Source organism: Bradyrhizobium sp. AUGA SZCCT0105, from assembly GCF_018129565.1.
In the GTDB taxonomy this organism is placed as follows: Bacteria; Pseudomonadota; Alphaproteobacteria; order Rhizobiales; family Xanthobacteraceae; genus Bradyrhizobium.
The window spans coordinates 1-24,037 of the sequence record NZ_JAFCMK010000005.1; the positions used below are offsets into that span (position 1 = coordinate 1).

Annotated in this window: 25 protein-coding genes; 14 read left to right on the plus strand and 11 right to left on the minus strand. The window is 65.5% G+C overall.

Features of this window, described 5'->3' with window-relative positions:
• Positions 1 to 100 precede the first annotated feature (100 nt).
• From JQ573_RS40645 to JQ573_RS22985, 5 genes are all read left to right on the plus strand, one after another.
• Positions 101 to 235, plus strand: a complete 135-nt coding sequence (locus JQ573_RS40645; protein WP_283815106.1) for a hypothetical protein — start codon at positions 101 to 103, stop codon at positions 233 to 235.
• Positions 236 to 250: 15 nt separating this feature from the next.
• The gene (locus JQ573_RS22970; protein ID WP_212316310.1) at positions 251 to 1,069 is read left to right on the plus strand and encodes an alpha/beta hydrolase; all 819 of its coding nucleotides are present in this window, start codon (positions 251 to 253) and stop codon (positions 1,067 to 1,069) included.
• Between the two features lie 54 nt (positions 1,070 to 1,123).
• Positions 1,124 to 2,221, plus strand: coding sequence for a calcium:proton antiporter (locus JQ573_RS22975; protein WP_212316308.1), 1,098 nt, complete (start codon positions 1,124 to 1,126; stop codon positions 2,219 to 2,221).
• Between the two features lie 120 nt (positions 2,222 to 2,341).
• Positions 2,342 to 2,626, plus strand: a complete 285-nt coding sequence (locus JQ573_RS22980) for a cupin domain-containing protein (protein WP_092123500.1) — start codon at positions 2,342 to 2,344, stop codon at positions 2,624 to 2,626.
• Positions 2,627 to 2,889: 263 nt separating this feature from the next.
• Positions 2,890 to 3,771, plus strand: a complete 882-nt coding sequence (locus JQ573_RS22985) for a hypothetical protein (protein ID WP_212316306.1) — start codon at positions 2,890 to 2,892, stop codon at positions 3,769 to 3,771.
• A gap of 72 nt (positions 3,772 to 3,843) precedes the next feature.
• On the opposite strand, the gene JQ573_RS22990 is transcribed toward JQ573_RS22985, so the two are convergent.
• Positions 3,844 to 4,428 carry a tetratricopeptide repeat protein gene (locus tag JQ573_RS22990; RefSeq protein ID WP_249132185.1) on the minus strand — a complete coding sequence of 195 codons (585 nt, stop codon included), beginning with the start codon at positions 4,426 to 4,428 and terminating at the stop codon, positions 3,844 to 3,846.
• Positions 4,429 to 4,616: 188 nt separating this feature from the next.
• Positions 4,617 to 4,913, minus strand: coding sequence for a 30S ribosomal protein S21 (gene rpsU, locus JQ573_RS22995; RefSeq protein ID WP_021078544.1), 297 nt, complete (start codon positions 4,911 to 4,913; stop codon positions 4,617 to 4,619).
• 264 nt (positions 4,914 to 5,177) lie between these two features.
• On the opposite strand from rpsU, the gene aqpZ reads away from it, so the two are divergent.
• Positions 5,178 to 5,900 (plus strand): aquaporin Z, encoded by a 723-nt coding sequence (gene aqpZ, locus JQ573_RS23000; RefSeq protein ID WP_092123506.1) that lies wholly within the window; start codon positions 5,178 to 5,180, stop codon positions 5,898 to 5,900.
• Between the two features lie 175 nt (positions 5,901 to 6,075).
• Here aqpZ and JQ573_RS23005 read toward each other — a convergent pair whose 3' ends face one another.
• Positions 6,076 to 7,179: a 5-(carboxyamino)imidazole ribonucleotide synthase gene (locus JQ573_RS23005; RefSeq protein WP_212316302.1), complete on the minus strand. Its 1,104-nt coding sequence runs from the start codon at positions 7,177 to 7,179 to the stop codon at positions 6,076 to 6,078.
• Positions 7,176 to 7,664, minus strand: a complete 489-nt coding sequence (gene purE, locus JQ573_RS23010; protein ID WP_212316300.1) for a 5-(carboxyamino)imidazole ribonucleotide mutase — start codon at positions 7,662 to 7,664, stop codon at positions 7,176 to 7,178. Before purE ends, JQ573_RS23005 begins: the two co-directional genes overlap by 4 nt.
• A 146-nt stretch (positions 7,665 to 7,810) precedes the next feature.
• On the opposite strand from purE, the gene JQ573_RS23015 reads away from it, so the two are divergent.
• Positions 7,811 to 8,527 (plus strand): GGDEF domain-containing protein, encoded by a 717-nt coding sequence (locus tag JQ573_RS23015; protein WP_212316298.1) that lies wholly within the window; start codon positions 7,811 to 7,813, stop codon positions 8,525 to 8,527.
• 3 nt (positions 8,528 to 8,530) lie between these two features.
• Here JQ573_RS23015 and JQ573_RS23020 read toward each other — a convergent pair whose 3' ends face one another.
• The 3 genes from JQ573_RS23020 to JQ573_RS23030 form a co-directional block, all read right to left on the minus strand.
• Positions 8,531 to 8,782: a hypothetical protein gene (locus JQ573_RS23020; protein ID WP_212316296.1), complete on the minus strand. Its 252-nt coding sequence runs from the start codon at positions 8,780 to 8,782 to the stop codon at positions 8,531 to 8,533.
• 19 nt (positions 8,783 to 8,801) lie between these two features.
• Positions 8,802 to 9,011: a hypothetical protein gene (locus JQ573_RS23025; RefSeq protein WP_092123514.1), complete on the minus strand. Its 210-nt coding sequence runs from the start codon at positions 9,009 to 9,011 to the stop codon at positions 8,802 to 8,804.
• 186 nt (positions 9,012 to 9,197) lie between these two features.
• Entirely contained in the window at positions 9,198 to 9,404 is a 207-nt protein-coding gene (locus JQ573_RS23030) for a YdcH family protein (RefSeq protein WP_024583705.1), read from the minus strand.
• Between the two features lie 240 nt (positions 9,405 to 9,644).
• Here JQ573_RS23030 and JQ573_RS23035 point away from each other — a divergent pair, with 240 nt between their 5' ends.
• Complete coding sequence (locus JQ573_RS23035; RefSeq protein ID WP_050422666.1) at positions 9,645 to 9,830, plus strand: YdcH family protein; 186 nt, start codon at positions 9,645 to 9,647, stop codon at positions 9,828 to 9,830.
• 93 nt (positions 9,831 to 9,923) lie between these two features.
• Here the strand turns inward: JQ573_RS23035 and JQ573_RS23040 are convergent, their stop codons facing one another.
• Complete coding sequence (locus tag JQ573_RS23040; RefSeq protein WP_312011598.1) at positions 9,924 to 11,063, minus strand: NAD(P)/FAD-dependent oxidoreductase; 1,140 nt, start codon at positions 11,061 to 11,063, stop codon at positions 9,924 to 9,926.
• 231 nt (positions 11,064 to 11,294) lie between these two features.
• On the opposite strand from JQ573_RS23040, the gene JQ573_RS23045 reads away from it, so the two are divergent.
• The 3 genes from JQ573_RS23045 to JQ573_RS23055 all read left to right on the plus strand — a co-directional run bounded on the left by JQ573_RS23045 (position 11,295) and on the right by JQ573_RS23055 (position 17,663).
• Positions 11,295 to 13,982, plus strand: coding sequence for an EAL domain-containing protein (locus JQ573_RS23045; protein ID WP_212316292.1), 2,688 nt, complete (start codon positions 11,295 to 11,297; stop codon positions 13,980 to 13,982).
• Between the two features lie 307 nt (positions 13,983 to 14,289).
• Positions 14,290 to 15,861, plus strand: a complete 1,572-nt coding sequence (locus tag JQ573_RS23050; protein ID WP_249132187.1) for an ABC-F family ATP-binding cassette domain-containing protein — start codon at positions 14,290 to 14,292, stop codon at positions 15,859 to 15,861.
• Positions 15,862 to 16,196: 335 nt separating this feature from the next.
• On the plus strand, positions 16,197 to 17,663 hold the full coding sequence (locus JQ573_RS23055; RefSeq protein ID WP_212316290.1) for a glycerol-3-phosphate dehydrogenase: 1,467 nt from the start codon (positions 16,197 to 16,199) through the stop codon (positions 17,661 to 17,663).
• Between the two features lie 7 nt (positions 17,664 to 17,670).
• Here the strand turns inward: JQ573_RS23055 and JQ573_RS23060 are convergent, their stop codons facing one another.
• Complete coding sequence (locus JQ573_RS23060; RefSeq protein WP_212316506.1) at positions 17,671 to 18,900, minus strand: tetratricopeptide repeat protein; 1,230 nt, start codon at positions 18,898 to 18,900, stop codon at positions 17,671 to 17,673.
• Between the two features lie 375 nt (positions 18,901 to 19,275).
• Here JQ573_RS23060 and JQ573_RS23065 point away from each other — a divergent pair, with 375 nt between their 5' ends.
• The 3 genes from JQ573_RS23065 to JQ573_RS23075 are packed head-to-tail and all read left to right on the plus strand — an operon-like array spanning position 19,276 to position 22,126.
• The gene (locus tag JQ573_RS23065; protein WP_212316504.1) at positions 19,276 to 20,400 is read left to right on the plus strand and encodes an ABC transporter ATP-binding protein; all 1,125 of its coding nucleotides are present in this window, start codon (positions 19,276 to 19,278) and stop codon (positions 20,398 to 20,400) included.
• Positions 20,397 to 21,311 carry an ABC transporter permease gene (locus JQ573_RS23070; protein ID WP_212316288.1) on the plus strand — a complete coding sequence of 305 codons (915 nt, stop codon included), beginning with the start codon at positions 20,397 to 20,399 and terminating at the stop codon, positions 21,309 to 21,311. The genes JQ573_RS23065 and JQ573_RS23070 overlap by 4 nt, the downstream gene beginning before the upstream one ends.
• Complete coding sequence (locus JQ573_RS23075; protein ID WP_212316286.1) at positions 21,311 to 22,126, plus strand: ABC transporter permease; 816 nt, start codon at positions 21,311 to 21,313, stop codon at positions 22,124 to 22,126. Before JQ573_RS23070 ends, JQ573_RS23075 begins: the two co-directional genes overlap by 1 nt.
• 145 nt (positions 22,127 to 22,271) lie before the next feature.
• On the opposite strand, the gene JQ573_RS23080 is transcribed toward JQ573_RS23075, so the two are convergent.
• The gene (locus tag JQ573_RS23080; RefSeq protein ID WP_176533664.1) at positions 22,272 to 23,123 is read right to left on the minus strand and encodes a carbohydrate ABC transporter permease; all 852 of its coding nucleotides are present in this window, start codon (positions 23,121 to 23,123) and stop codon (positions 22,272 to 22,274) included.
• Positions 23,120 to 23,989, minus strand: coding sequence for a carbohydrate ABC transporter permease (locus JQ573_RS23085; protein ID WP_092123532.1), 870 nt, complete (start codon positions 23,987 to 23,989; stop codon positions 23,120 to 23,122). Before JQ573_RS23085 ends, JQ573_RS23080 begins: the two co-directional genes overlap by 4 nt.
• Positions 23,990 to 24,037 lie beyond the last annotated feature (48 nt).

The window sequence follows — 24,037 nt, forward strand, 5'->3', positions numbered from 1 at the left end:
GCTGCTCGGCGACGCCAAGAAGGTCACCGAGAACATCGTCAAGGCGATGTAAGGCTGGCGGCCAATGGCGCTGAACCGGGAGTGGCATCGAGACCATCGCATGCCGCCCCGGGCTACGCGCGAGCAGCGCATCAAGTGGCATGTCGCGCATGCGTCGGCGTGCGCGTGCCGGCCGATCCCCGACAGCATCAAGGCTGACGTCGAGAAGCTGCTCAAGCTTCGCGGCAAGAGATAGCTGCGGCTACCTGTGATGGCGCTGGCACTCGCAATCCTGAAATGGCTCGTGATCGCCGCGGCCGTCGTCTATCTCGGCGGACTCGCGGTGCTGTACGTTAATCAGCGCGAATTGCTGTTTCCGATCCCGCCGGTTGGGCGGACGGCGCCCGCAGCCGCCGGCCTTCCCGAAGCGGAGGAGCATGTTCTCACCACGGCTGACGACGAGAAGGTCATCGTCTGGCACGTGCCGGCGAAGCCGGGCCGGCCGGTCGTGCTGTTCTTTCCGGGCAATGGCGATTTCCTTGCCGGCCGCGTGGCACGCTTCAAGGCCATCACGGCCGACGGGACCGGGCTGGTGGCGTTGTCGTACCGCGGCTACGCCGGCTCGAGCGGATCTCCGAGCGAGCAGGGGCTGCTGCAGGACGCTGCGGCCGCCTACGCGTTCGCCACCGCGCGCTACCGCGCCGAGCAGATCGTGGCCTGGGGATTCTCTCTCGGCACCGGCGTTGCGGTCGCGCTCGCCGCCGAACACCCCATCGGCAGACTGATCCTGGAGGCACCCTATACCTCGACGGTTGACGTCGCCGGCGTGCTCTTCTGGTATGTGCCGGTCAGCCTGCTGATGCGCGATCAATTCCATTCCGACCGGCGAATCACCGGCGTCACGGCACCGCTCCTGATCATGCACGGCACCGACGATCCGGCGATCCCGATCCGCTTGGGCGAGCGGCTGTTCGGCCTCGCCCACGAGCCCAAGCAATTCGTCCGCCTGCCCGGCGGCGGGCACGACGATCTCGACAATTTCGGTGCGATGGATACCGCGAGGCGGTTTATCGGCGCCGCGAGAGGCTGACGGCGGCGATTGTCTGTCGCATAATCGAGGTCACCGAAGTGAGGGGACCCCACGATGAGCGCACACGGACCGATGCCACGGTCGGCCTGGCTGTATCCCGTTCTGGCGGTGCTGTTGTTTGGCGCAGTCTCGGCCTCCGGCTACAGCTTCGCGCCATCGGCGGGGGGCTGGGCGTTCGCCGCCGTGCTGCTGGTGATTCTGTTCGGCACCGTGTTTGCGGCTGTCCACCATGCCGAGATGATTGCCGAGCGGATCGGCGAGCCGTTCGGCACGCTGCTCCTGACGTTGGCGGTGACAGTCATCGAGGTGGCGCTGATCTCGACCATCATGCTGGGCGACACGCCGGCGCCGACCCTGGCACGCGATACCGTGTTTGCGGTGGTGATGATCGTCTGCAACGGCCTGGTCGGGCTCTGCATCTTCATCGGCGGCATCCGCTACCGCGAGCAGGATTTTCAGATCACCGGCGCCAACCTTTACCTCAGCGTTCTGTTCGTGCTCGCGACCATCACGCTCGACATGCCGAACTTCACGCTCACCGCGCCGGGCCCGATCTACTCCACGGCCCAGCTCGCCGTGATCAGCGTCGTGACCCTGCTGCTTTATGCGGTGTTCCTCTACACCCAGACCATCCGCCATCGCGATTACTTCGTCAGCGGGGCCAATGAGGCGGCGGCGCATGGCGAGGTGATGTCGGACCGCATGACGGCGATCAGTGTCGCCTTGCTGCTGGTTTCGCTGCTGGCGGTGGTGCTGCTGGCCAAGAAATTCTCGCTGGTGGTCGATGTCGTCACCGTCAAGATCGGCGCGCCGCCGGCCTTTGCCGGTCTGGTGGTGGCTGCCCTGATCCTGCTGCCGGAAAGCGTTGCCGCGGTGTCGGCGGCGCGCAAGAACGACCTGCAGAAGAGCATTAACCTCGCGCTCGGCTCCTCGATCGCCACCATCGGGCTGACGGTTCCGGCGGTAGCCGTTGCCGCCTATGCGCTCGACAAGCAACTGGTGCTCGGGCTCAGCAACCAGCATATGCTGATCCTGCTGCTCACCTTCATGGTCAGCATGCTCACCTTCGGAACCGGCCGCACCAACATCCTGTTCGGGCTCGTTCACATGGTGGTGTTCGCGGTGTTCGTGTTCATGGTATTCGTGCCTTAGAGCCTTTACCGTTCCGATCGAATCGGAACGGGGCTCTAGATTCTTGTTTGACGCGTTTTCTTCACGCGAACCGGTATCCACTTCGCTTGAAAACGCTTTCGTGGAGAAGTTGAAGTGACGATGCTCAGCGCCAAATCGGATGTTCAGGTGGATACGGCGGAGGTCCGCGTGACCGAATGGCGGCTCGCGCCGGGTAGCGCCACCGGCCACCACACTCATGAGATGGACTACGTCATCGTTCCGATCACGGCAGGCGAAATGACCATCGTGGCGCCGAATGGCGAGCGCTCGAAGGCACAGCTCGGGGCCGGCAGGTCCTATTTCCGCAAGGCCGGGGTCCAGCACGACGTGCTTAACGAGACGGCCAGCGAGATCGTGTTCCTCGAGGTCGAACTCAAGCCCTGACGCGGTGCAAAAACCCTGCAAGGAACCCTGCGCGCGCCGAATGGCAGGTCCGAGTGCGCGGGGCTGTGGAAATTCATAACCCGTTAACGGCTGCACGATGATCTAGAAGGCGGATGCGGCCTACGCAGGGGGCGCCTCCGCTGAAACCAAAGTGACACCAAAGGTGACGTCGGAACGGGGGTTTGCCACCGATCCGTCGCAGTTGATCCCTGAATGTGCCTCAAAGTTCCAGCATGAAATAACGGGGTGGGGAGTGGCAGGTCATGCTGAGTTACCTGAAGAAATTCGTGATGGACATCTTACCCTCGGTGGCAGCGACCATCATCGGGGCGTACATCGTCAATCATTACATCGTGGCCAAGCCGCAAGCGCCGGATGCCGCAGCCGTGACCGCCGCCGTGGATCCCAAGGCAGATCCAAAAGCCGTCGCCAAGCCCGCCGAAAAGTCCACCGTGGTCAGCAGCCTCCCGGAAGCCGGCGTGAAGGCCAAGGGCATGTCCGAGCGCACCCTGATCGAGCGGTCGGCGTCGGAGAAGGCCACCGTCACCGAGAAGCCCGCCGATCCCAAATCGGCTGATACCAAATCTGTCGACACCAAAGCTGATGCGCCGGCTGAGACGGCCAGCATCCCCGCCGACGCGCGCCATCATCCGGCAGCGCCGAAGGCGGTCGCGAAGGCTGCGCCAGTCGAGTCCGCCGTCACGCCGGAGGAAGCCCGCGATGCCAACGATCTTGCGCGTGCCGCCATCGAGCGGCTGCGCAAGGAGCGTCCGCAGGACGCTGCGCGGTCCCAGGACGCCGTGCGTACCCAGGACGCTCGCAGCACCGATCTCGCCCGCCTGCCTGACCAGCAGCGTCCGGCGGCAGCCCCGGCGATCCGGCCGTTGCCGCCGCCGATCATGGTGTCGAACCCGTCCAGCGACAATGCCGATCAAGCCGCGCAGCCGCGTCCGCCCTACGCCGCCAGTGCCCAGGATGCGAATCGGCTGACGCCGCCGGCGGACATTCCGGTCCCGGTGTTGCAGGCCCCGCTCGACCTGCGCGCCGACGCTGCGATGCCGGCGCCGAAGAACGAGCGCACGTCGGTGACCGACGACATGTTCTCCGGCATGAAGTCGATGTTCCACGCCGTCCTGCCCAAGTAACGCGCAGCACGGATCTATCGTTCTCGACGCATCCTGTTCGAGCGGATCGGTAACCGCTCGTTTGAAAGCGCGCTAGCCGCCGATGCGCGCCAGCCCGCTGCGCGCGCTTCCGTCATTTGGCCGCAGCGCGAGCGCGCGATTGTAGGACGCCGCTGCCTTGGCCCTGTCGCCGAGCCGCTCATAGGCCTGGCCGCGCGCGCTCCACGCCGCAACATTGCCGGGATCGGCCTGCACGGCCTCGTCGAGGTCGGAGGCGGCCTGCTTGGCCTTGTCGAGCGCGAGGTAGCTGGTGGCGCGGCCGACCAGCGGCTCGGCCTTCTGCGGCGACAGCCCGCTCGCCGCCGTGAAATCGTCGATCGCCTGCTGATGTTGTCCGCGGCCCTGATAGATCAGGCCACGCCCGTACAGCGCTTGGATGTTGTAAGGGTCGGCGGTCAGCGCCTGCTCGAACTCTGCCTGTGCCTCATCGATCTTGCCGGAATGCGCCAGCACCTGGCCGCGCGTGGCGTGATCCTTGGCGCTGTTGATGTCCTGTGGGGTGATGGTGTCGGCGGCAGGCTTGTCGGCAGCGGCAGCCTGTTTCGGCTTGTCGTCCGAGCCCCATGATCCCAAGTCGAAGGAGCAGCCCCCGAGCGGCAGGCCGAGAACCACGGCCATGATAACGAGGTGCGCCGCACGACGGCGGTGCGCAGCTTCTGGGAGCGGGGAGCGGAGCGCCGGAACGGCCATCATGCAAAGTGCTCTTGCCGGTCGTTTTGCATGGGTACCCCGGAACACGGCTGGCTTCAAAACAACAACGCGGGCCCATGGCCCGCGCTGTTAGACTTCCATATCAGCAAAACGGTTCAGCGCGGTCCGCGACCAGCGCCTGCACCACCGGGACGGCCGCCACGGTCGCCACCGGGACCAGCGCCGAACACCGGCTTCGGCTTCATCGGCAGCAGGCCTTCGCGCTGCAGCTTCTTGCGCGCCAGCTTGCGTGCGCGGCGCACGGCTTCGGCCTTTTCGCGAGCCTTCTTCTCAGAGGGCTTTTCGTAGTGACCGCGGAGCTTCATCTCGCGGAAAATGCCCTCGCGCTGCATCTTCTTCTTCAGCGCCTTCAGGGCTTGGTCGACATTGTTATCGCGGACGAGAACCTGCACGCGGCATCCTCTTTTGAATTGATCGGTTCGGAATTCTGGCGAGGTGAAGGGGCGGCAAAAGGCCTGCCTCTTAACCCTAGGCGCGCGCATGTATCAGACAAACGCGCAGATGTCCACCGGTCGAGTGACTTTAGGGCCTAGTAAAGCCACGAAATGGGGCGAAAATGCCTTCGTGCGGCCCTGATTTGGGTGGTTTGGCGCCAGGATCGGGGCCGCTCCCGGAGTTTCAGATAACCCGGACATTGGAAATAGGGGAGATGCCACATGGACATGAAGAAATACGCGGCCGAACTGATCGGTACGTTCTGGCTCACATTCGCTGGCTGCGGCAGCGCGGTGATCGCGGCCGGCTTTCCGCAGGTTGGGATCGGTCTGGTCGGCGTGTCATTGGCCTTCGGGCTGAGTGTGGTGACCATGGCCTATGCGATCGGCCATATTTCGGGCTGCCACCTCAACCCGGCCGTGACGGTCGGGCTCGCCGCGGGCGGGCGTTTCCCCGGCGGCCAGGTGCTGCCCTACATCATCGCGCAGGTCGCCGGCGCGATCATCGCGGCCTGGCTGCTCTATGTGATCGCCAGCGGCGCGCCCGGCTTCGATGTCACCAAGGGCTTCGCCTCCAACGGCTATGACGCGCACTCACCGGGCCACTACAGCATGGTGGTGTGCTTCATCACCGAAGTGGTGATGACCATGATGTTCCTGTTCATCATCATGGGATCGACCCACGGCAAGGCGCCCGCCGGCTTCGCGCCGCTCGCCATCGGCCTCGCGCTGGTGATGATCCATCTGGTCAGCATTCCCGTCACCAACACCTCGGTGAACCCGGCGCGCAGCACCGGGCCGGCTCTGTTCGTCGGCGGCTGGGCGCTGGGGCAGCTCTGGATGTTCTGGGTCGCGCCCCTGATCGGCGGCGCGCTCGGCGGCGTGATCTATCGCTGGCTCAGCGACGAGCCGACCGGCATCGTCGCCGGCGTCAAGACTGCGTGATCCGCCAGAGCGTTTTCGAGCGAAGTGGACGCCGGTTCGCGTGAAGAAAACGCGTCAAAGCGCAAAGCCAGAGCATCGGTTCTGATTCAATCAGAGCCGATGGTCTAATGGGATCGTGGCCGCCACGATCCCATTTCCATCGATGAGTCGAAGGCGGCGGCCGGAGTGGAATTAATTACGGCTTGCGGGCCGGCGTCACTTCCGTGACGTGCCCCATCTTGCGGCCAGGGCGCGGCGTGCCCTTGCCGTACAGATGCACGGTGGCGCCGGGAACGGTGAGCCACTGCTCATAGCTCAGGATGTCGTCGCCGATCAGGTTGGTCATGGTGACATCGCCGTGGCGCACCGGCTTGCCCAGCGGCCAGCCGGCGATCGCACGGATGTGCTGCTCGAACTGTGAGATCGAGGCGCCGTCGAGCGTCCAGTGGCCGGAATTGTGCACGCGCGGCGCGATCTCGTTGACCAGCACCGTCGCTGCGCCGTTACCGGGCACCACGAACATCTCCACCGCGAGCACGCCGACATAGTCGAGCGCTGCGGCGATCTTTTCGGCGATCGCCCGTGCCTGCGCCGCAAGCTCGTCGGGGATCGCGGCCGGCGCGCGAGAAGTTTTCAGAATATGGTCGCGATGCTCGTTCTCGGTGACGTCGAAGCACTCGACCTCGCCGGAAGCGGAGCGCGCCGCGATCACCGAGATCTCGCGCTCGAACGGCACGAAGGCCTCGAGGATGGCTGACTTGGTGCCGAGGCCCTGCCAGACCTGCTCGAGGTCGTCGCCGGCGCGGATGATGGCCTGGCCCTTGCCGTCATAACCGAAGCGGCGGGTCTTGATCACGGCAGGCAGGCCGATCCGTTCGATCGCTGCGCGTAGCGTGGCGACCGATGAGACGTCGGCATAATCGGCGGTGCCGATCCCGAGCTTGCTGACGAAATCCTTCTCGATCAGCCGGTCCTGCGTGGTCTCGAGGATCTTCTGTGCGGGCAGGACCGGACGACGCGCGGCGAGCACCATCGCGGTCGCGGCCGGGACATTCTCGAATTCATAGGTGACGACGTCGACGTCGTTGGCGAACAGTTCGAGCGCCTCGACGTCGGCATATTCGGCGCAGGTCGCGTTCTGCACCACGTCGAAGGCCGGCGAGTCCGGATCCGGCGAAAACACCTGGCAGCGGAGCCCGAGGCGCGCGGCGGCAAGCACCAACATCCGGCCCAATTGTCCGCCGCCGAGGATTCCAATGGTGTCGCCCGGCTTCAGCTTCACGAGGTTCGAAGCCGTCACGCCGAGCCCTCCGGATGCTCCTTGACCGCATCGGTCTGCTGCGTGCGCCAGGCCGCAAGACGGACCGACAGTGCAGGATCGTTGAGCGCGAGCACGCTTGCCGCGAGCAACGCTGCATTGATCGCTCCGGCCTTGCCGATCGCCAGCGTCCCGACCGGGATGCCGGCCGGCATCTGCACGATCGAGTACAGCGAATCGACGCCGGACAGCGCCTTCGACTCGACGGGAACCCCGAACACCGGCAGTTCCGTCAGCGCAGCCGTCATGCCCGGCAGATGGGCGGCGCCGCCGGCGCCGGCAATGATCACCTTGTGCCCGGCCGCCTTGGCGCCCTTGGCAAAGGCATAGAGCCGATCGGGGGTGCGGTGCGCCGAAACGATGCGCGTTTCGCAGGCAACACCCAGCGCGGCCAGGGTCTCGGCGGCATGGCGCATGGTCTCCCAGTCGGACTGGCTTCCCATGATGATGGCGATCGGAGCGGTCATCTCTTCAATTCTGTGCAGGAATCCAAAAGCATAGGCCGCATTATAGGGGCGGCCCGGGCGTCATCCAAGGCGTGGCAAGGGAGTTAGAATGGACTATCCTGTCTTGGTGAATCCCGGCAAGCCTTCATAAGCAGGCCTCAACAAGGATGCGCATGAAGAAGAAGACGACGGCGGCGGCCTCCGGGGCGGCAAAACGACGAAAAGGCGCGCCCGCCGCGCGCAAATCCGCACCCGGCACGACGGCAACAAAGGGGACGGGAACCAAAGCGGCTGGAACCAAAGCTTCCACGCGGGGCGCGGTCGCGTCCGGCGACAAATCCACGATCCGCAGGCTGCGGGCGCAGCTGGCGCGGGCCCAGGCCCGGATCGAGGAGCTGCAGGCCTCCGCCGAGACCGACTTCCTGCTCGACATCCTGAACCGGCGCGGCTTCGAGCGCGAGCTCGTCCGTTCGCTCTCCTTCATCAAGCGCTATCAGGCCTCCGGCGCGCTGATCGTGCTCGACGTCGACCGCCTCAAGCCGATCAACGATGCCTTCGGGCACGCGGCAGGCGACGAGGTGCTGAAGACGATCGTCGCCGCGATATCGGACCAGGTGCGCGCCTCCGACGTGATCGGCCGTCTCGGTGGCGACGAGTTCGCGGTGCTGCTGTGGAATCTCAGCGAGACCGATGCCCGCGCCAAGGCCGCTGCACTTGAAGAAGCGATCGATCGCCTGACCTTCGTGTTTCGCGGCAGCCGGGTCTCCGCGGGCGCTTCCGCAGGCGTTGCGATCCTCACCGCGCATTCGGATGCCGATCGCGTGCTCGATGAGGCCGATCGTGCGATGTATGTGCGCAAGGCGCAGCGGCGCCATGAATCCTGAAAATTACAGCGCGCTCAGATCCTCCGGCACATCGCCGTAGGCCCGCAGCAGCTTGGCGTCGCCGAATTCGCCGATCGCGGGATCGCCGGTGCGGCTGAACGCGACGGCGCCGATGCTGCCGGGCATCCGCGACATCGTCTCGGCCCGGCGCAGCGCGATCGCCGAGCTCTGGCATTCCTCGGCACTGCCGGCGACCGGTGTGCCGTCGTCGTCCTGCATGAAGGGCAGCGCCACGTAGTAGGTTACGTCAGCCATTGCTGTGCTCCCTCAGAGATCAGGCGGCGTCGCTCGCCGCATGGGTTCGCGCCGGCACGCAGCCGGCCGCGATGGCGGCCTGCAATTCCTCGAGCTCGGCTTCCAGATATTCGTTGGCCATGATCAGCGCCTTGATGGTGCTGCGCAGGTTGCCGTCGCACATCGCGATCGCCTGATCGCAGGCCTGCTCGTAGCGGCTGTTGTCGGGCAGGGAAGGCGGTGCGGACATGGCGAAACTCCCTCTGATGGCTGGCGGCTGGATCGATATGTTCTTATTTTGTTCTTTTGGAGTCAAGCGCCGAAAAGCGCACCCGCGTCCGTTGCCGCGAACGTGAAGCCAGTGAAGCGCTGTGGATGACGGGGAAAACCGCCGGCGGATCTGAACCAGTGGGCCGCCGAACCGCCGAGGCGGATGTCAGGCGATGATGTCGGGCGTGATCTGATCTTCGATGAAGGCGATGCGGTCGCGCAATTGCAGCTTCCGCTTCTTCAAGCGTTGCAGCATCAAGAGATCCGGCGCCGGCGATTGATGCAGCGCGTCGATCGCGGCATCGAGGTCGCGGTGCTCTTGTTGCAGACGCGCAAGCTCGGCGAGGAGTTCGCGCTCATCCTGATCGTTCATGGTTGTGTATTGACTGGTAAGCACGACGAGGTTGTTGCGACCGAAGCAGCCGCTCGCCGGAATATCCTCCCTGAGCGCGCGCGGCGCAAGCCGAACCGGTTCCATAGTCACGATTAGTTACAGATAAACCGAAATGAGTGCGTGCGGCATTTCGCGTCCCCTATCGACAGTACGGCCCACTCGTGTAGACTTATTGGTCCGGATCGAACCTGAGGTTTAACGCACCGAGGAGTGTTCGCAATGGCAATACAGGCCCATCTCGTTGAGCTGGAGCGTAAGCACAAAATACTCGAGAACGAACTGCACGAAGCACTCGTTCACCCCTCCGTAGACGATCTCCACATTTGCGAGCTCAAGCGCCGCAAGTTGATGGTCAAGGACCAAATCGAGCGGTTGAGACTTTCCGCCGACGACACGGTCCACTAAGCCGGTTCCTCCGCAAATCAGCAAATAATCTGGCCTTTTACCGAGGGATGAACGCCGCGGCGCGCATCCCCCGGGAGGCCATGCTGCATTTGCTCAGAGCTCTGCCAGCTCGCCGACATGGTCGGCGACCGCGAGCGACGACGTCAGTCCGGGCGATTCGATCCCGAACAGGTTGATCAGGCCCGCGACGCCGTGATCGGCCGGTCCCTGGATCAGGAAATCCTGGGTCGCGACCGCCGGCGGCACGATCTTGGGCCGGATTCCGGAATAGCTCGGCATCAGCGCCCCGTCCGGCAGGGTCGGCCAGTATTTCCGGATCGCCGGATAGAACCGCTCGGCCCGATCGGGGTCGACGGCGTAATCGATGTGATCGATCCATTCGACGTCGGGGCCGAACCTCGCCTGTCCGGCCAAGTCGAGCGTCAGGTGCACGCCGAGCCCGCCGGGCTCCGGCACCGGATAGATCAGGTGCGAGAACGGCGCCCTGGCGCTGCAGCTGAAGTAATTGCCCTTGGCCAAATAGGCCGTTGGGATCAACGCGATCGGCATGCCCTCGACGTTGCGCGCGACGGCCGTTGCGCCGAGGCCGGCGGCATTGACCAGGAGATCGCAGGCGAGCGCCATGGGCGCCGCGCCGCCAGCCTCGACCTCGAACCCGTTGGCCGCGGCCCTGGCGTGGAGCAGCGGCGTATGGAAGGCGAATGCTGCTCCGGCCGCCTCGGCGTCGCCGCGCAGCGCCAGCATATAGGCATGGCTGTCGATAATCCCGGTGGAGGGCGACAGCAGCGCCGCGTCGCAGTTCAGCGCCGGCTCCAGCGCGCGTGCCGCCTCGCCGGACAGAAGCTGCATGTCGTCGACGCCGTTGGCCTCGGCATGAGCCCGGATCGACTGGAGTTTTTCGGTCTCTTTGGCCGTGGTGGCGACGATCAGCTTGCCGCAATTCCTGTGCGGGATGCCGTGCTCGGCGCAGTAACGATAAAGTGCCCGCTTGCCGCTGACGCACATCCGCGCCATCAGGCTGCCGGCCCGGTAGTAGATGCCGGCGTGGATCACCTCGCTGTTTCGCGACGAGGTCACCGTGCCGATCCCTTCCGCCTCCTCGATCACAATCACTTCGCGACCGGCCTGTGCCAGCCGGCGCGCCACGGCGAGGCCGATCACCCCCGCACCGACGACCACACAATCAACCCTGTCCATCTCGTCCTTCACGTCCGAACATTTCCGCGCAGCCACGCCGTTGCCGCCAACATCGTTCAGCCGATCCCATCGTTTTGGGCAAGTGCTTATTAGGCAAGTGCTTGGGCCATCTCAAATAGTTGGGGAGCCATGCCCTGTTAGGGCAGCATTAATCATGTCAGGGCAATTGCCGTACATTAAGTGGCATTTTCCAGTTGCATCCCTACGCGTTTACCCGATCCAAACCGCCGGAGCCGGACACTCGCCCCGGAAATCCGCGGGTGATTGATGGCTGGCAGGAAGTGGCAGGCGGGCGGGAAGAATTCGATTCCGGCAAGGGCCGTCCTTTGCCTGATCGCCGCCGTCGTGCCGGTCGGTGCAGCCCGGGCCGCCACCGCCGCCTTCGCACCGTCGACCTACCTTGGTGACCTCGATCCCGGCGTGGTCTGGGAGCTCCTGATCGGCAGCGTGGTGGTTGCCTCCTTCCTCGGCGCGGTCGGGCTGTGGATCCTTTCGGCTCTGCGCAAGGCCAAGCGCGCGCAATTGCGGCGCAACGCCTTCGTGTCGTCCGCCCTCAACCATCTGAACCAGGGCGTGGTGATGACCGATGCGCGCGAGCGCATCGTGTTCTGCAACGACCGCTATCTCGACATCTACGGCCTGTCGCGCGCCGACATCAGGCGCAACATGACCGGCACCGAGCTGTTGGAGCTGCGCCGCGACCGCGGCGTGCTCGACATCAGTGCCGAGGATTTCTTTGCCAGGGCCGCAGCGCCCGATGGGCTGGTCACCGAACTGCCAGGCGGCAGGGCAGTGCTGGTGAAATATTTTCCGCTGCCGAACGGCGGCTCGGTCGCGACCCATCTTGATTGCACCGACCAGCGCAAGCTGTCGCGCAAGCTCGCCTCGACCACGCAATTCCTCGAATCCGTGCTCGACAACGTCCCGGTCTGCGTCGCGGCCAAGAACATCGAGGACGGCCGCTACATCTTCGCCAACCGCGCGTTCGAGCGCTTCTCGCGCTTCTCGCGCGATCACATCGTGGGCAAGCGGGCCGACGAGATCTTCCGTCCCGAGACCGCCGCCAGCATCGACACCGCCGACCGCGCCGCGCTGGACGCGCCGGAAGGCTATCACCGCAGCGAATTCTTCGTCGAACGTGGTTCGGAGAAGCGCATCCTGGCCTCGAACCGCGTGATCGCCCGCAACGAGGCCGGCGATCCGGAATTCCTGATCGCGCTGTTCGAGGACGTCACCGACCGCCGTTCGCTGTCGCGCGAGCTCGAGAACAACAAGAAATTCCTCGAGCTCGTGGTCGACAACATCCCGGTCTCGCTGATCGTGCAGCGCGTCAGCGACGGCCGCTATCTGCTGGCCAACCGCAGCGCCGAGACGATCCTCAACCGCCGCCGCGAGGACGCCGTCGGGCTGACGGCTTCCGACATCTTCAATGCGCGCGAAGCCAAGCTGATCCTCGCCCGCGACGAGGCTGCGATCAGGAAGCGCAGCATGATCGCCGAGGAGCACCCGATCTCGACCAAGGACGGCCTGCGGCTGTTCCTGACCCGCCGCATGACCGTGCTCGACGACGCCGGCGAGCCGCAATATCTGATCAAGACCCATGAGGACGTCACCGACCGGCGCCAGACCGAGTCGCGCATGGCGCACATGGCCTATCATGACGGCCTGACCGATCTGCCGAACCGCGCCGCGTTCCTGCAGGCGCTGACCCAGATGATCGAGGCCTGCGACGGCACCGACGAGGAGTTCGCCGTGCTCTGCGTCGACCTCGACGGGCTGAAGGAGATCAACGACGTCTACGGCCATGCGATGGGCGACAAGGTGCTGATCGAAGTCGCGCAGCGCTTGCAGACCGTGGCGCGCGGCGGCGTGGTTGCGCGGCTGTCCGGCGACGAATTCGGCCTCATCATCGACGGCCAGCAGCCGGCCGCCGGTATCGCGCTGGCCGAGCAGGCCGCCGAGGCGCTGGGTGAGGATTTCGCGATCGACGGCAAGTCGGTGCGTACCGGGCTCACCGCAGGGATCGCGGTGTTCCCGCACAACGGATCCGACGCCGCCTCGCTGCTGGCCAATTCCGGCGCGGCGCTGTTTCGTGCCAAGGCCAAGTCGCGCGGCACGATCTCGATCTTCGAGCCGGAGATGGACCAGCAGATCCGCGATCGCCGCGTGCTGCACCAGGAGCTGTCGGTCGCGATCAAGAACGGCGAATTGTCGCTCTACTACCAGCCGCAGGCGGCGACCGGCGCGAGCGTTGCGGGCAGCCAGATCATCGGCTTCGAGGCGCTGGCGCGCTGGCACCATCCGGTGCGCGGCTTCGTGCCGCCCAGTGACTTCATTCCGCTCGCGGAAGAAAGCGGCCTGATCGTCGAGATGGGTGAATGGATCTTGCGCGAAGCCTGCCGGGAGGCGGCCTCCTGGGCGGTGCCGATGCAGGTCGCCGTGAACCTGTCGCCGGCGCAGTTCACCCATGGCGACCTCGTCGGGCTCGTGCATTCGATCCTGCTCGAGACCGGGCTGACGCCCGACCGGCTCGAGCTCGAAATCACCGAGGGCGTGCTGATCGAGGATTTCGACCGCGGCCTGTCGCTGCTGCGTCGGCTGAAGACGCTCGGCGTGCGCATCTCGATGGACGATTTCGGCAGCGGCTATTCCTCGCTGAGCTATCTGCAGGCGTTTCCGTTCGACAAGATCAAGATCGACCGCGCCTTCGTCATCAATCTCGGCCGCAATCCGCAATCGGCCGCGATCGTCCGCGCGGTCATCGATCTCGGCCACGGCCTCGAAATGTCGATCGTCGCCGAAGGCGTCGAGACCGAGGCGCAGCTCAGTTTCCTCTCCGAGGAAGGCTGCGATGCGGTGCAGGGCTATCTGATCGGCCGGCCGGCCCCGATCGGTCAATTTGCCGCGCTGGTCGGCGGCGACCGGCTGGCCGAGACCGTGCGCAGGGCCGGCTAGCAGGCCCGAACCGTCAGCCCGGACCCGCCGGCTGCGCTTGCCATCAGTTGCGTGTCCGGCTAAATCTCGACCTACCACACCATTTTGCCGAGAAAGGAGGGCTGCGTCGTGGCGAGATTCAACGATCCCCACCTGAAGCGTGGCCCCGTCAACGCCCTGCAAATGCGTTTGCAGGGCTGACCGGAAACTCGGACAAAATCTCTTCCTGGTCTGCCCTTCGTGGCCGTGCGGCGTCGAACGTTTGAGCGTTCGCGCCTGCATTTGAATCCCTCGCCGCGCACCGACACGCACATCCGATGATGGCTGGATGCCTCTGGATCGTGTCGTGATCGCCGGCAAGACCAGAGAATTGATCGTGACCCTCATCAATGCACGCAATCTCGGCGTGACGCTGAACGCGCCGCTGTTTTCCGAACTGAACTTCGTCGTCAATGCCGGCGACCGGATCGGCCTCGTTGCTGCCAACGGCCGCGGCAAATCCACGCTGCTGCGCTGTATCACAGGCAGCATGGAGCCCAACGAAGGCGACATCACCCGCGCGCGCGGCCTGACCGTCGGCCATGTCGAGCAGGATGCGCCGTCGAGGCTGCTGGATACCCCGTTCCATGCCGCCGTGCTCGAGGCGCTTCCCGGCGAGCAGCGCGCCAGCGAGAGCTGGCGGGTCGACGTCGCCTTGCAATCGCTCGAGGTGCCGGAGGAGTTGTGGGCACGACCGCTGAGGCAATTGAGCGGCGGCTGGCTGCGGCTTGCAATGCTTGCCCGTGTGCTGGTGACCGAGCCCGACGTGCTGCTGCTCGACGAGCCGACCAACCATCTCGACCTCGCCAAGATCGGCCGGCTTGAGGCCTGGCTGAATGCGCTGCCGCGCGAGATGCCGGTGGTGATCGCAAGCCATGATCGCGCCTTCCTCGATGCGACCACCAACCGGACGCTGTTCCTGCGCCCGGAACGGTCGCAGCTGTTCGCGTTGCCCTACACCGCGGCGCGCACGGCGCTCGACGAATTCGATGCCTCGGACGAGCGGCGCTTCCAGCGCGACATGAAAGCCGTCCGGCAGCTCCGGCAGCAGGCCGCCAAGCTCAACAACCTCGGCATCAATTCCGGCAGCGACCTTCTGCTGTCGAAGACCAAGCAGTTGAAGCAGCGCGCCGAGAAGTTGGAGGAGACGGCGAAGCCGGCGCATGTCGAACGCTCGGCGGGAGCGATCCGGCTCGCCAACCGCGACACCCATGCCAAGGTTCTGATCAGGCTGAACAACGCCGCGATCGTCACGCCCGACGGCAGGCCGCTGTTCAGGACCGGCCAGCAGTTCATCTGCAGGGGCGACCGGATCGCGCTTCTCGGGCCGAACGGCGCCGGCAAGACCCGGTTCGTCGCGGCGCTGCGGCTCGCGATCGAGGACGCGGAGGCGGCAGCCGCCGAGATCAGGGCCACCGAGTCCCTGGTGCTTGGCTATTGCGATCAGGCGCTGGCCGATCTCGCGGATAGCGACACGCCGATGCGCATGCTGACGCGGCGCTTTGCGGTCGGCGACCAGCGTGCGCGCGGCCTGCTTGCCGGCGCCGGGCTCTCGATCGAGATGCAGGGCCGTGCGATCGGGCGGCTATCGGGCGGGCAGAAGGCCCGTCTCGGCATGCTGGTGCTGCGGCTCACCCAGCCGAACTTCTATCTACTCGACGAGCCGACCAACCACCTCGACATCGAGGGCCAGGAGACGCTGGAGGAGGAATTGATGGAGCAGCAGGCCAGCTGCCTGTTGGTGTCGCACGACCGCCAGTTCGTGCGCACGGTCGCCAACCGGTTCTGGGTGATCGAAGGCAAGAAGCTGATCGAGGCCGATGGCCCCGAACATTTCTTCGCCGCGGCCGGTGCGGACTAGCGATGGAGTTAGATTGGATAGCCGTCGCCAAGACAGTGTGCCTCTCCCGCTTGCGGGGCCGTCGCAGGGGCGCTGCCAAAATATCGAAAACAACCCCATGCAAAGTAGCCGGCGGCGGCTGGCGTTCGAGCCGGCTACTTGACACGTCGGGCAACTCAGAGGCATTCTTCCAATATTCCGAAATCGTGCAAGCGTCGCTCGTCCCCGCAAGCGGGAGAGGTGGAGTGTGCCGTGAGACCGCTTCACCCAGGCATCACGTCGTTAAGCGCCGCACCTTGACGCATTTTCGTGCGAACACGTATTTCGTTCGCATTGAAATGCGATAGCCGTTGCCCATGGCGGATTATGATCTCGCGATCATCGGCGGTGGCCTGAACGGCACGAGCGTTGCGCGTGATGCCGCCGGCCGCGGCCTGCGCGTGATCCTGCTGGAGCAGGGCGATCTCGGCTCCGGCGCGTCGGGGGCCTCGCCGCGGCTGGTCCACGGCGATCTGGCGGGCCTGGAACGGCGTGCGTTCTTCCGCGTCCGCAGGGCGCTCAGGGAACGCGATGTGTTGCTGCGCATCGCGCCGCATCTGGTGCGGCCGGCGCGTTTTGCGATCCCGGCGCATGCCGAGGAGCGGCCGCCGTGGCAATTGCGGTCGTTGCTGCTGCTGTACGAGCGGTTGGCCTCGCGCAGCGGCCTGCCGCGCTCGACGACGCTGGATGTCACCCACCATCCCGTCGGCAATGCGCTGAAGCGGCCGTTCGGAACCGCGTTCGAGTATTCCGACTGCGTTGTCGACGATTCCCGGCTCGTCGTGCTCAATGCGGTCGATGCCGCGGCCCGCGGCGCCGATATCCGCACCGGCGCGCGTGTGACCCGGGCCGAGCGCGGCGAGACCTGGCGGCTGGTCGCGATCGACCGCGGCTATCGGCGGGTGATCACGGCGCGGTCGCTGGTCAATGCGACCGGTGCATGGACCGCCTCCGTCGCCGACACCGTGTTGCGCGTGCCGGCGCCACCGCTCGCGACCGTGCAGATCAGCCAGATCGTGGTGCGCCGTCTGTTCGACTGCGACAACGTCTATGCGTTCCAGCACTCCGACGGACAATTGATCTTCGCCAGCCCCTATGAGCGCGACTTCACCCTGATCGGCAGCATCAGTCATCCCTTCAAGGGCGATCCCGCCATTGTCACGATGGGCGTGCGTGAGGTCGCCTATCTCTGCGACGCGGCCAATCGCTATTTTCGCGAGCAGATCACCCCGGCCGATGTGCTGCGAACGATTTCCGGCGCCAATTCCGTCGTCGCTCCCGCGCGCCGGCGCAGCAGCGATGGTGCCGCATCGCTTGATTATCGTCGCGGCAAGGCGCCGCTGCTCACCATCTTCGGTGGCGACGTCACCACCTCGCGGCGCCGCGCCGAGCGGGCGGTCTCGGAGTTCACGCGGTTCTATCCGATGACGCCGCGCTGGACCGCAACCGTGCCGCTGCCGGGCGGCGAATTCGCGTGGCAGCGCTTCGAGACCGAGGTCGACATCGCGCGCGACCGCTGGCGCTTCCTGGGCGAGGCGCAGGCGCGGCGGCTGGTGGCTGCCTACGGGCTGAACGTGAAGGATATCCTGGGCGACGCGAAGCAGAAGGCCGATCTCGGCCCGGCCTTCGGCGCCGAATTGACCGGCGCGGAGGTGCGCTACCTCATGCGCAAGGAATGGGCGCGCTTTCCCGACGATATCCTGTGGCGCCGCTCCAAGCTCGGCCTGACCATGCCGCAAGCCGATCGCGATGCGCTTGCGGCGTTCATGGCGAAGGGCGATTGAGGTTCGGCTACTGCCTTGCCGCCTCCTGCGACCAGGCGAGGTCACGCCTGGATGGACGGCGATGTAGCCGCTCCGAGATCAGGTTCGTTGCTTGCCGGCCCTGGCCGGCACGCAGGCACGCGACGATGAAGGTGTCCTCCCACAATTCGCGTTGCGCATGGCTGCCGCCGATGCGCACCAGCTCGGGCATCAGCGGCGCCAGGATACGCACGGCGCTGTCATGGTCGCCGGCAGCGAAGGCGGCAACGCCGCGGCCGAGCCCGATCGCGGCAGGGCCGGGCGCCAGCTTGCCGTCGGCGTCGCGCGCCGCCATCTCGGCCAGTCGCGCCTCAAGCGCATCGTTGTTCGTCGTGGCTGCGACCAGCGCATGGTGCACGTCGGCAAAATGCGCACCGGCCTTCGGGAAGTAGCCGTCGCCATAGGCGGCGACATCCTTCCAGTACGGCTCGAGGCCGGTCTTGCCGGCGACCGACAGCCGCCACAGCAGCGAGGCCGTGTCGGTGTAGATATTGAGCGGCGGATAAGGTCGGCCCGCCGGCTTGATGTGCTGCTCGTAAATGCCGAGCGCGCTGTCGGCGTCGCCTTCCTCGATCGCGATCAAGGCGAGGTGCCAGGCAAGATGGCCCTGCAGGAAGCTGGTGCGATCATTCGCCGGCAGCCACGCGGAGAGGAAGCTGCGGCCTTCCGCCGCGTCGCCCTGTTCGAACAGCGCATGCGCCACCGCGTGTGCGGCGCCGGCGTTCTCCGGCTTCAGTGCGTAGCCGCGCTCGGTGATGGTGCGGCCCGAGACGAGGTCGCCGGCCTCGGTCTTGGACCAGCCGAGATAGGTGAGGAACCACCAGTCGTCGCCATAGTCGCCGGCGTAACGTTCGGAGATTGCGAGCCGCGCGGCGTCATGGTCGGACCGGCCGGAGAAGGCATAGAGGCCGAAGGCGCCGAGCAACAGCGACAGCACCTGCGCATCGCGCGGATATTCGCTGAGATGCTGTTCGGCCGCTGTCATCGCCTTCTTGCCCTGGCCCTCGATCACGGACGCGATGATGTCGATGTGCTGGCGCTCGCGCGGGCTCGCGGCCGGCGCGAGCTCGCGCGCATCGTTTGCCTTGGCGCGGGCCGCGGCACCCTCCATGTTGAGCTGGTGGACGCGGGCACGGCCGAGATGGGCCAACGCGAACTCCGGGTCCTCGGCGATCGCCGCTTCGAACGCGGCATCGGCGCCGTGCAGCGCCGCCAGCATGCGATCGACGCCGTCGACGTAGTATGCGGCGGCGCGGTCCGAGATGGTGGTCAGCTGCAGGCCGTAGCGGTCGTGAATCATCGGTTGTCCTCCCGAGTTTGGCTGCGAAGTCTAGGGCATTTTCGGTTCTGATTGAATCAGAACCGAAGCTCTAGCTTTTTGTTTTGACGCGTTTTCTTCACGCGAACCGGTTTCCACTTCGCTCGAAAACGCTCTAGCAGAGGCGCGAAAGCCGACAATATTGCGGGAGATGTTCGTGAGGCGGTTGAGCCGGTGGCGATCCGCCGCTAGCTTGCCGCCAGGATTGGACCTTGCGGGGAATCGGGGCTTGCGGACGTGACATCGGGCGAAGCGAGTGCGGAAGCGGCCAAGCCGTTGCCTGAACCGGCCGTCTCGGACAAGCCGCTGCTGCGGATCGAGGGCGTCGCCAAGTCGTTCGGCAATTTCCGCGCGGTCGACCAGCTCTCGCTCGACATTCGCGCCGGCGAGTTCTTCGCACTGCTCGGCCCGAGCGGCTGCGGCAAGACCACGCTGCTGCGCATGCTTGCCGGCTTCGAGACGCCGGACGAGGGCCGCATCCTGCTCGGCGGCAGCGACATCGCCCTGGTGCTGCCGCATGAGCGGCCCGTCAACATGATGTTCCAGAACTATGCGCTGTTCCCGCATCTGTCGGTGCGCGACAACATCGCCTTCGGCCTCAGGCGCGCCGGCATGGCGCGCCGTGACATCGCGACCCGCGTCGCGGAGATGGTGGCGCTCGTCAAGCTCGAGGGGCTCGAGAAGCGCAAGCCCGACCAGCTCTCCGGCGGACAGCGGCAGCGCGTGGCGCTGGCGCGCTCGCTGGCGCGCCGCCCGCAGGTGCTGCTGCTCGACGAGCCGCTCGCCGCGCTCGACAAGAAGCTGCGCGAGAGCACGCAAGGAGAGTTGATGGAGCTGCAACGCCGGCTCGGCATGACCTTCATCATCGTCACCCACGATCAGGAGGAGGCGATGACGATGGCCGGCCGGATCGGGGTGATGGATGCCGGCCGTCTGGTCCAGGTCGCGACCCCGCGCAATCTCTACGAGGCGCCGGCCTCGCGCTGGATCGCCGAGTTCGTCGGCGACATCAACCTGTTCAACGGCCAGGTCGCCGCCCGCGAGAATGGACGGTTGACGGTCTCGACCGCGGAAGCAGGCACGCTCGCGGTCAGCGAACTGTGGCCGCCGGTGACCAAGGAGGTGGTCAGCGTCGCGATCCGTCCCGAGAAGGTGAAGTTGTCGCGCCGCGCGCCGGCGTCGGACGCGGGCGGATCGCAGGCGATCAACCGGTTGGATGGCGTCGTCGCCGACGTCAATTATCTCGGCGGCGTCACGAGCTATCGGGTGAGGCTGGAGTCCGGCGCGGTGGTGCGGTCGTCGATGGCCAATACCGCACGGCTCGATGTCGACGCCTATCTTGCCGGCCAGCGCGTGGTGGCGTGGTTCACCGCCGACGACTGCCTGGTGCTGGAGCGATGAGCGCGCGCCGCATCTTCGCCCAGCCGGCGCGGCTCGCCGCGATCGCGCCCTATCTCTGGATGGTGCTGTTCTTCCTGGTGCCGTTCGGCTTCGTACTGAAGATCAGCCTGTCGCAAACCGCGATCGCGCAGCCGCCCTATACGCCGGTGTTCGATTTCACGGAGGGGCGCGCGGCGCTGGCGGCCGCGTTCGCGCAATTGTCGTTCGATAATTTCCGCCTGCTGCTGCAGGACAATCTCTACATCCTGTCCTATCTGCGCAGCCTCGTCGTCGCCGTAACCTCGACCGTGATCCTGCTGCTGATCGGCTATCCCATCGCCTACGGGATGGCGCGGCTGCCGCAGCGCTGGCAGGGCGTGGCGATGATGCTGGTCATCGTGCCGTTCTGGACATCATTTCTGATTCGCATCTATGCCTGGATCAACATCCTGCAGCATGACGGTCTGCTCAACCAGATGCTGCTGGCGCTGCATATCGTGTCCGCGCCGGTGGTCTGGCTGTCGACCGACAGCGCGATGTATCTCGGCATCGTCTACTCCTATCTGCCGTTCATGATCCTGCCGCTCTATGCGACGCTCTCGAAGATGGATGCCTCGCTGCTGGAGGCGGCAGGCGATCTCGGCGCCTCGCCGCTGCAGGCGTTCTGGTTGGTGACGTTTCCGCTATCGCTGCCCGGCGTCGGCGCCGGCGCGCTGCTCTGCTTCATTCCCATCGTCGGCGAGTTCGTGATCCCCGATCTACTCGCCGGCTCCAACTCGCTGATGATCGGGCAGACGCTGTGGCTCGAATTCTTCACCAACAAGGACTGGCCGGTGGCGTCCGCCGCGGCGGTCGCACTGCTGCTGCTGCTGGTGCCGCCGCTCGTGCTCTACGACCGCCTGCAACGCCGCCAGTTGGAGGGTGGCCGCTGATGGCGCGCACCGCGACCCGCCTCACGCGCTTCAACATGACGTCGCTGGCGCTCGGGCTGGCGTTCCTCTATCTGCCGATCGTCATCCTGGTGATCTATTCGTTCAACGCCTCGCGGCTGGTGACGGTGTGGGGCGGCTGGTCGCTGCGCTGGTACCACGAATTCTTCAACGACCGCGCCATGCTGGATGCGGCGTGGATGAGCCTGTCGGTCGCCGCGGTGTCGGCGACGCTGGCGACATTGTTGGGCACGCTGGCGGCGGTCGGGCTGGCGCGCGGGGAACGCTTCCGGGGGCGGGCGCTGTTCTCCGGCATGCTGTATTCGCCGCTGGTGATGCCTGAGGTGATTTCCGGCCTGTCGCTGCTGCTGCTGTTCGTGGCGCTAAGTGCCGAGCGCGGATTCTGGACGGTGACGATCGCCCACACCACGCTGACGATGTGCTTCGTCACCGTGGTGGTGCAGTCGCGCCTGGCCACGCTCGACCGCAGCCTGGAGGAGGCCGCGATGGACCTCGGCTGCGATCCGGTGCGCGCGTTCCTTCTGGTGACGCTGCCACTGATCGTGCCGGCGATCGTGGCGGGGTGGATGCTCGCCTTCACGCTGTCGCTCGACGACGTCGTGATCGCGAGCTTCACCACCGGCCCTGGCTCGGCGACGCTGCCGATCCGGATCTATTCGGAAGTGCGGCTCGGCGTGAAGCCCGAGATCAACGCGATCTGCACGCTGGTGATCGCGCTGATCGCGGTGGTTATCGTGGTCGCCTCGTTCGCCTCAAAACTGTCGAGCGCACGCGGCGAAAGCGCCGCGCCTCTGTAGCGGCCCGTCATTGCGAGCGAAGCGAAGCAATCCATCGCGCCGCAAGCGGAGAGGTGGGATTGCTTCGTCGCTTCAGCGCAAAATTGCTTTGCAATTTTGTCGCGAGCTCCTCGCAATGACGACGAGGTTGGACCGGTTCCTGGCCTCACGATTTGACGGCGCCGGCCGTCAGCCCGCCGACCATGTAGCGTTTGAAGGCGTAGTAGACCGCGGCCGGCGGCAGTGCGTAGATGAAGCCGGTGGTCATCAACAGCTCCCACGGCGAATCGTCGGCGGCGAGGAAGTTGCCGAGCGCGACCGGCAGCGTGATGTCGGTGTCCTTCGACAGCAGCAGGAACGCGTAGAGATATTCGTTCCAGGCGAGCAGGATCGCATAGGTGCCGACCGCGACCAGCGATGGCATCATCAGCGGCACATAGACCAGGCGGAATAGCTGCAGCGTGGTGGCGCCGTCCATCGTTGCGGCCTCGTCGAGCTCGACCGGCAGCTTGTCGGAGGCCTGCTTCAGCACCCAGATCGCGTAGGGCGCGGCGATCGTCACCATCGCCAGGATCAACGACCAGTGATTGTTGAGCAGGCCATAGGTGCCCATGGTGCGGTACATCGGCACGGCGAGGAATGCCGCCGGGATGAAGTAGGTGAACAGCGCAAGGTTCATCACAGCGCGGCCACCCGGAACGCGCAGCCGCGAGATCGAGAACGCCGCGGCGGTGGCGACGAACAGCGTCAGCGCGCCGACGGCGAGCGCGATCACAGCCGAATTCCAGAACTGGATCCAGAAGTCGCGCAGGAAGTAATGCTGCTGGTGGAACACGATCGAGAAATTATGCAGCGTCGGATGCGTCGGCCACAGCTTACCGGTGAACGCGTCCTCCTTCGGCGAGATCGCGAACACGAACATGTGGTAGATCGGGATCATGGTCCAGATGAAGACCGGAATGCCGATCAGCAGCAGCTTGGCCTCGGTGCCGACTTCGCGGAGGGTGGGCAGCTTCATCGCGACAACCGTTTCATCATGTAATAGACCAGCGGCAGCACGAACGGCATCGCGCAGACGATCGAGGCCATCGCCAGCGACAACTGGTCGAGCCTGAGATAGCGGATGCCCAGCGTCGAGAGCACGTGGGTGAGGTCGGCAGGCCCGCCGCCGGTGAGCAGATAGACGCTGTTGAAGTCGCCGAGCGTCCAGATCATCGAGAGCAGCGTGCAGGTGATGTAGAGCGTCTGCATCGACGGCCAGGTGATGTAGCGGAATTTCTGCCACCAATTGGCGCCGTCGACGTCGGATGCCTCGTACAGATCATGCGGGATGGCGAGCCGTCCGGTCAGCAGGATCAGCGTCCAGAACGGCAGCGACTTCCAGATGTGCACGCCGATCGCCATCGCGAGTGCGACCGCAGGATCGTTCAGCCAGTTCGGGCCGTCGTCGCCGGTGAACTTGAAGATCAGCTGGTTGACCACGCCCCATTCGGGATTGAGCATGAAGCGCACGGAGAGAATGGTCGGGATCGACGGCACCGCCCAGGGCAGGATGAAGATGACAGACAGCCACCTGATCCAGGGCCGCTGCTGGGCGAAGAAGCCGGACAGGAACAGCGCGATCAGCATCTTGATGTTGATGCCGATGACCAGGAAGATCAGCGTGTTGACGGCCGCGCGCGCGAAGATCGGGTCGTTGTAAAGCGCGACATAGCTTGACGGATGACGCGCCAGCCACAGGCCGTAGCCGACCGGATAGACCACGAAGGCGAGGAAGACGAGCAGATAGGGCACGAGCAGCACGATGCCCCAGACCTGCGGCGGCGACAGCCGCGCCGAAAGCGGCGGCGAGGGGACATCGGATGCGGAGAGCGTGATCGCCATTCGGTTACTCTGGGAAGGAGATGCCGGACGCAACCACGCTGTCGTCCC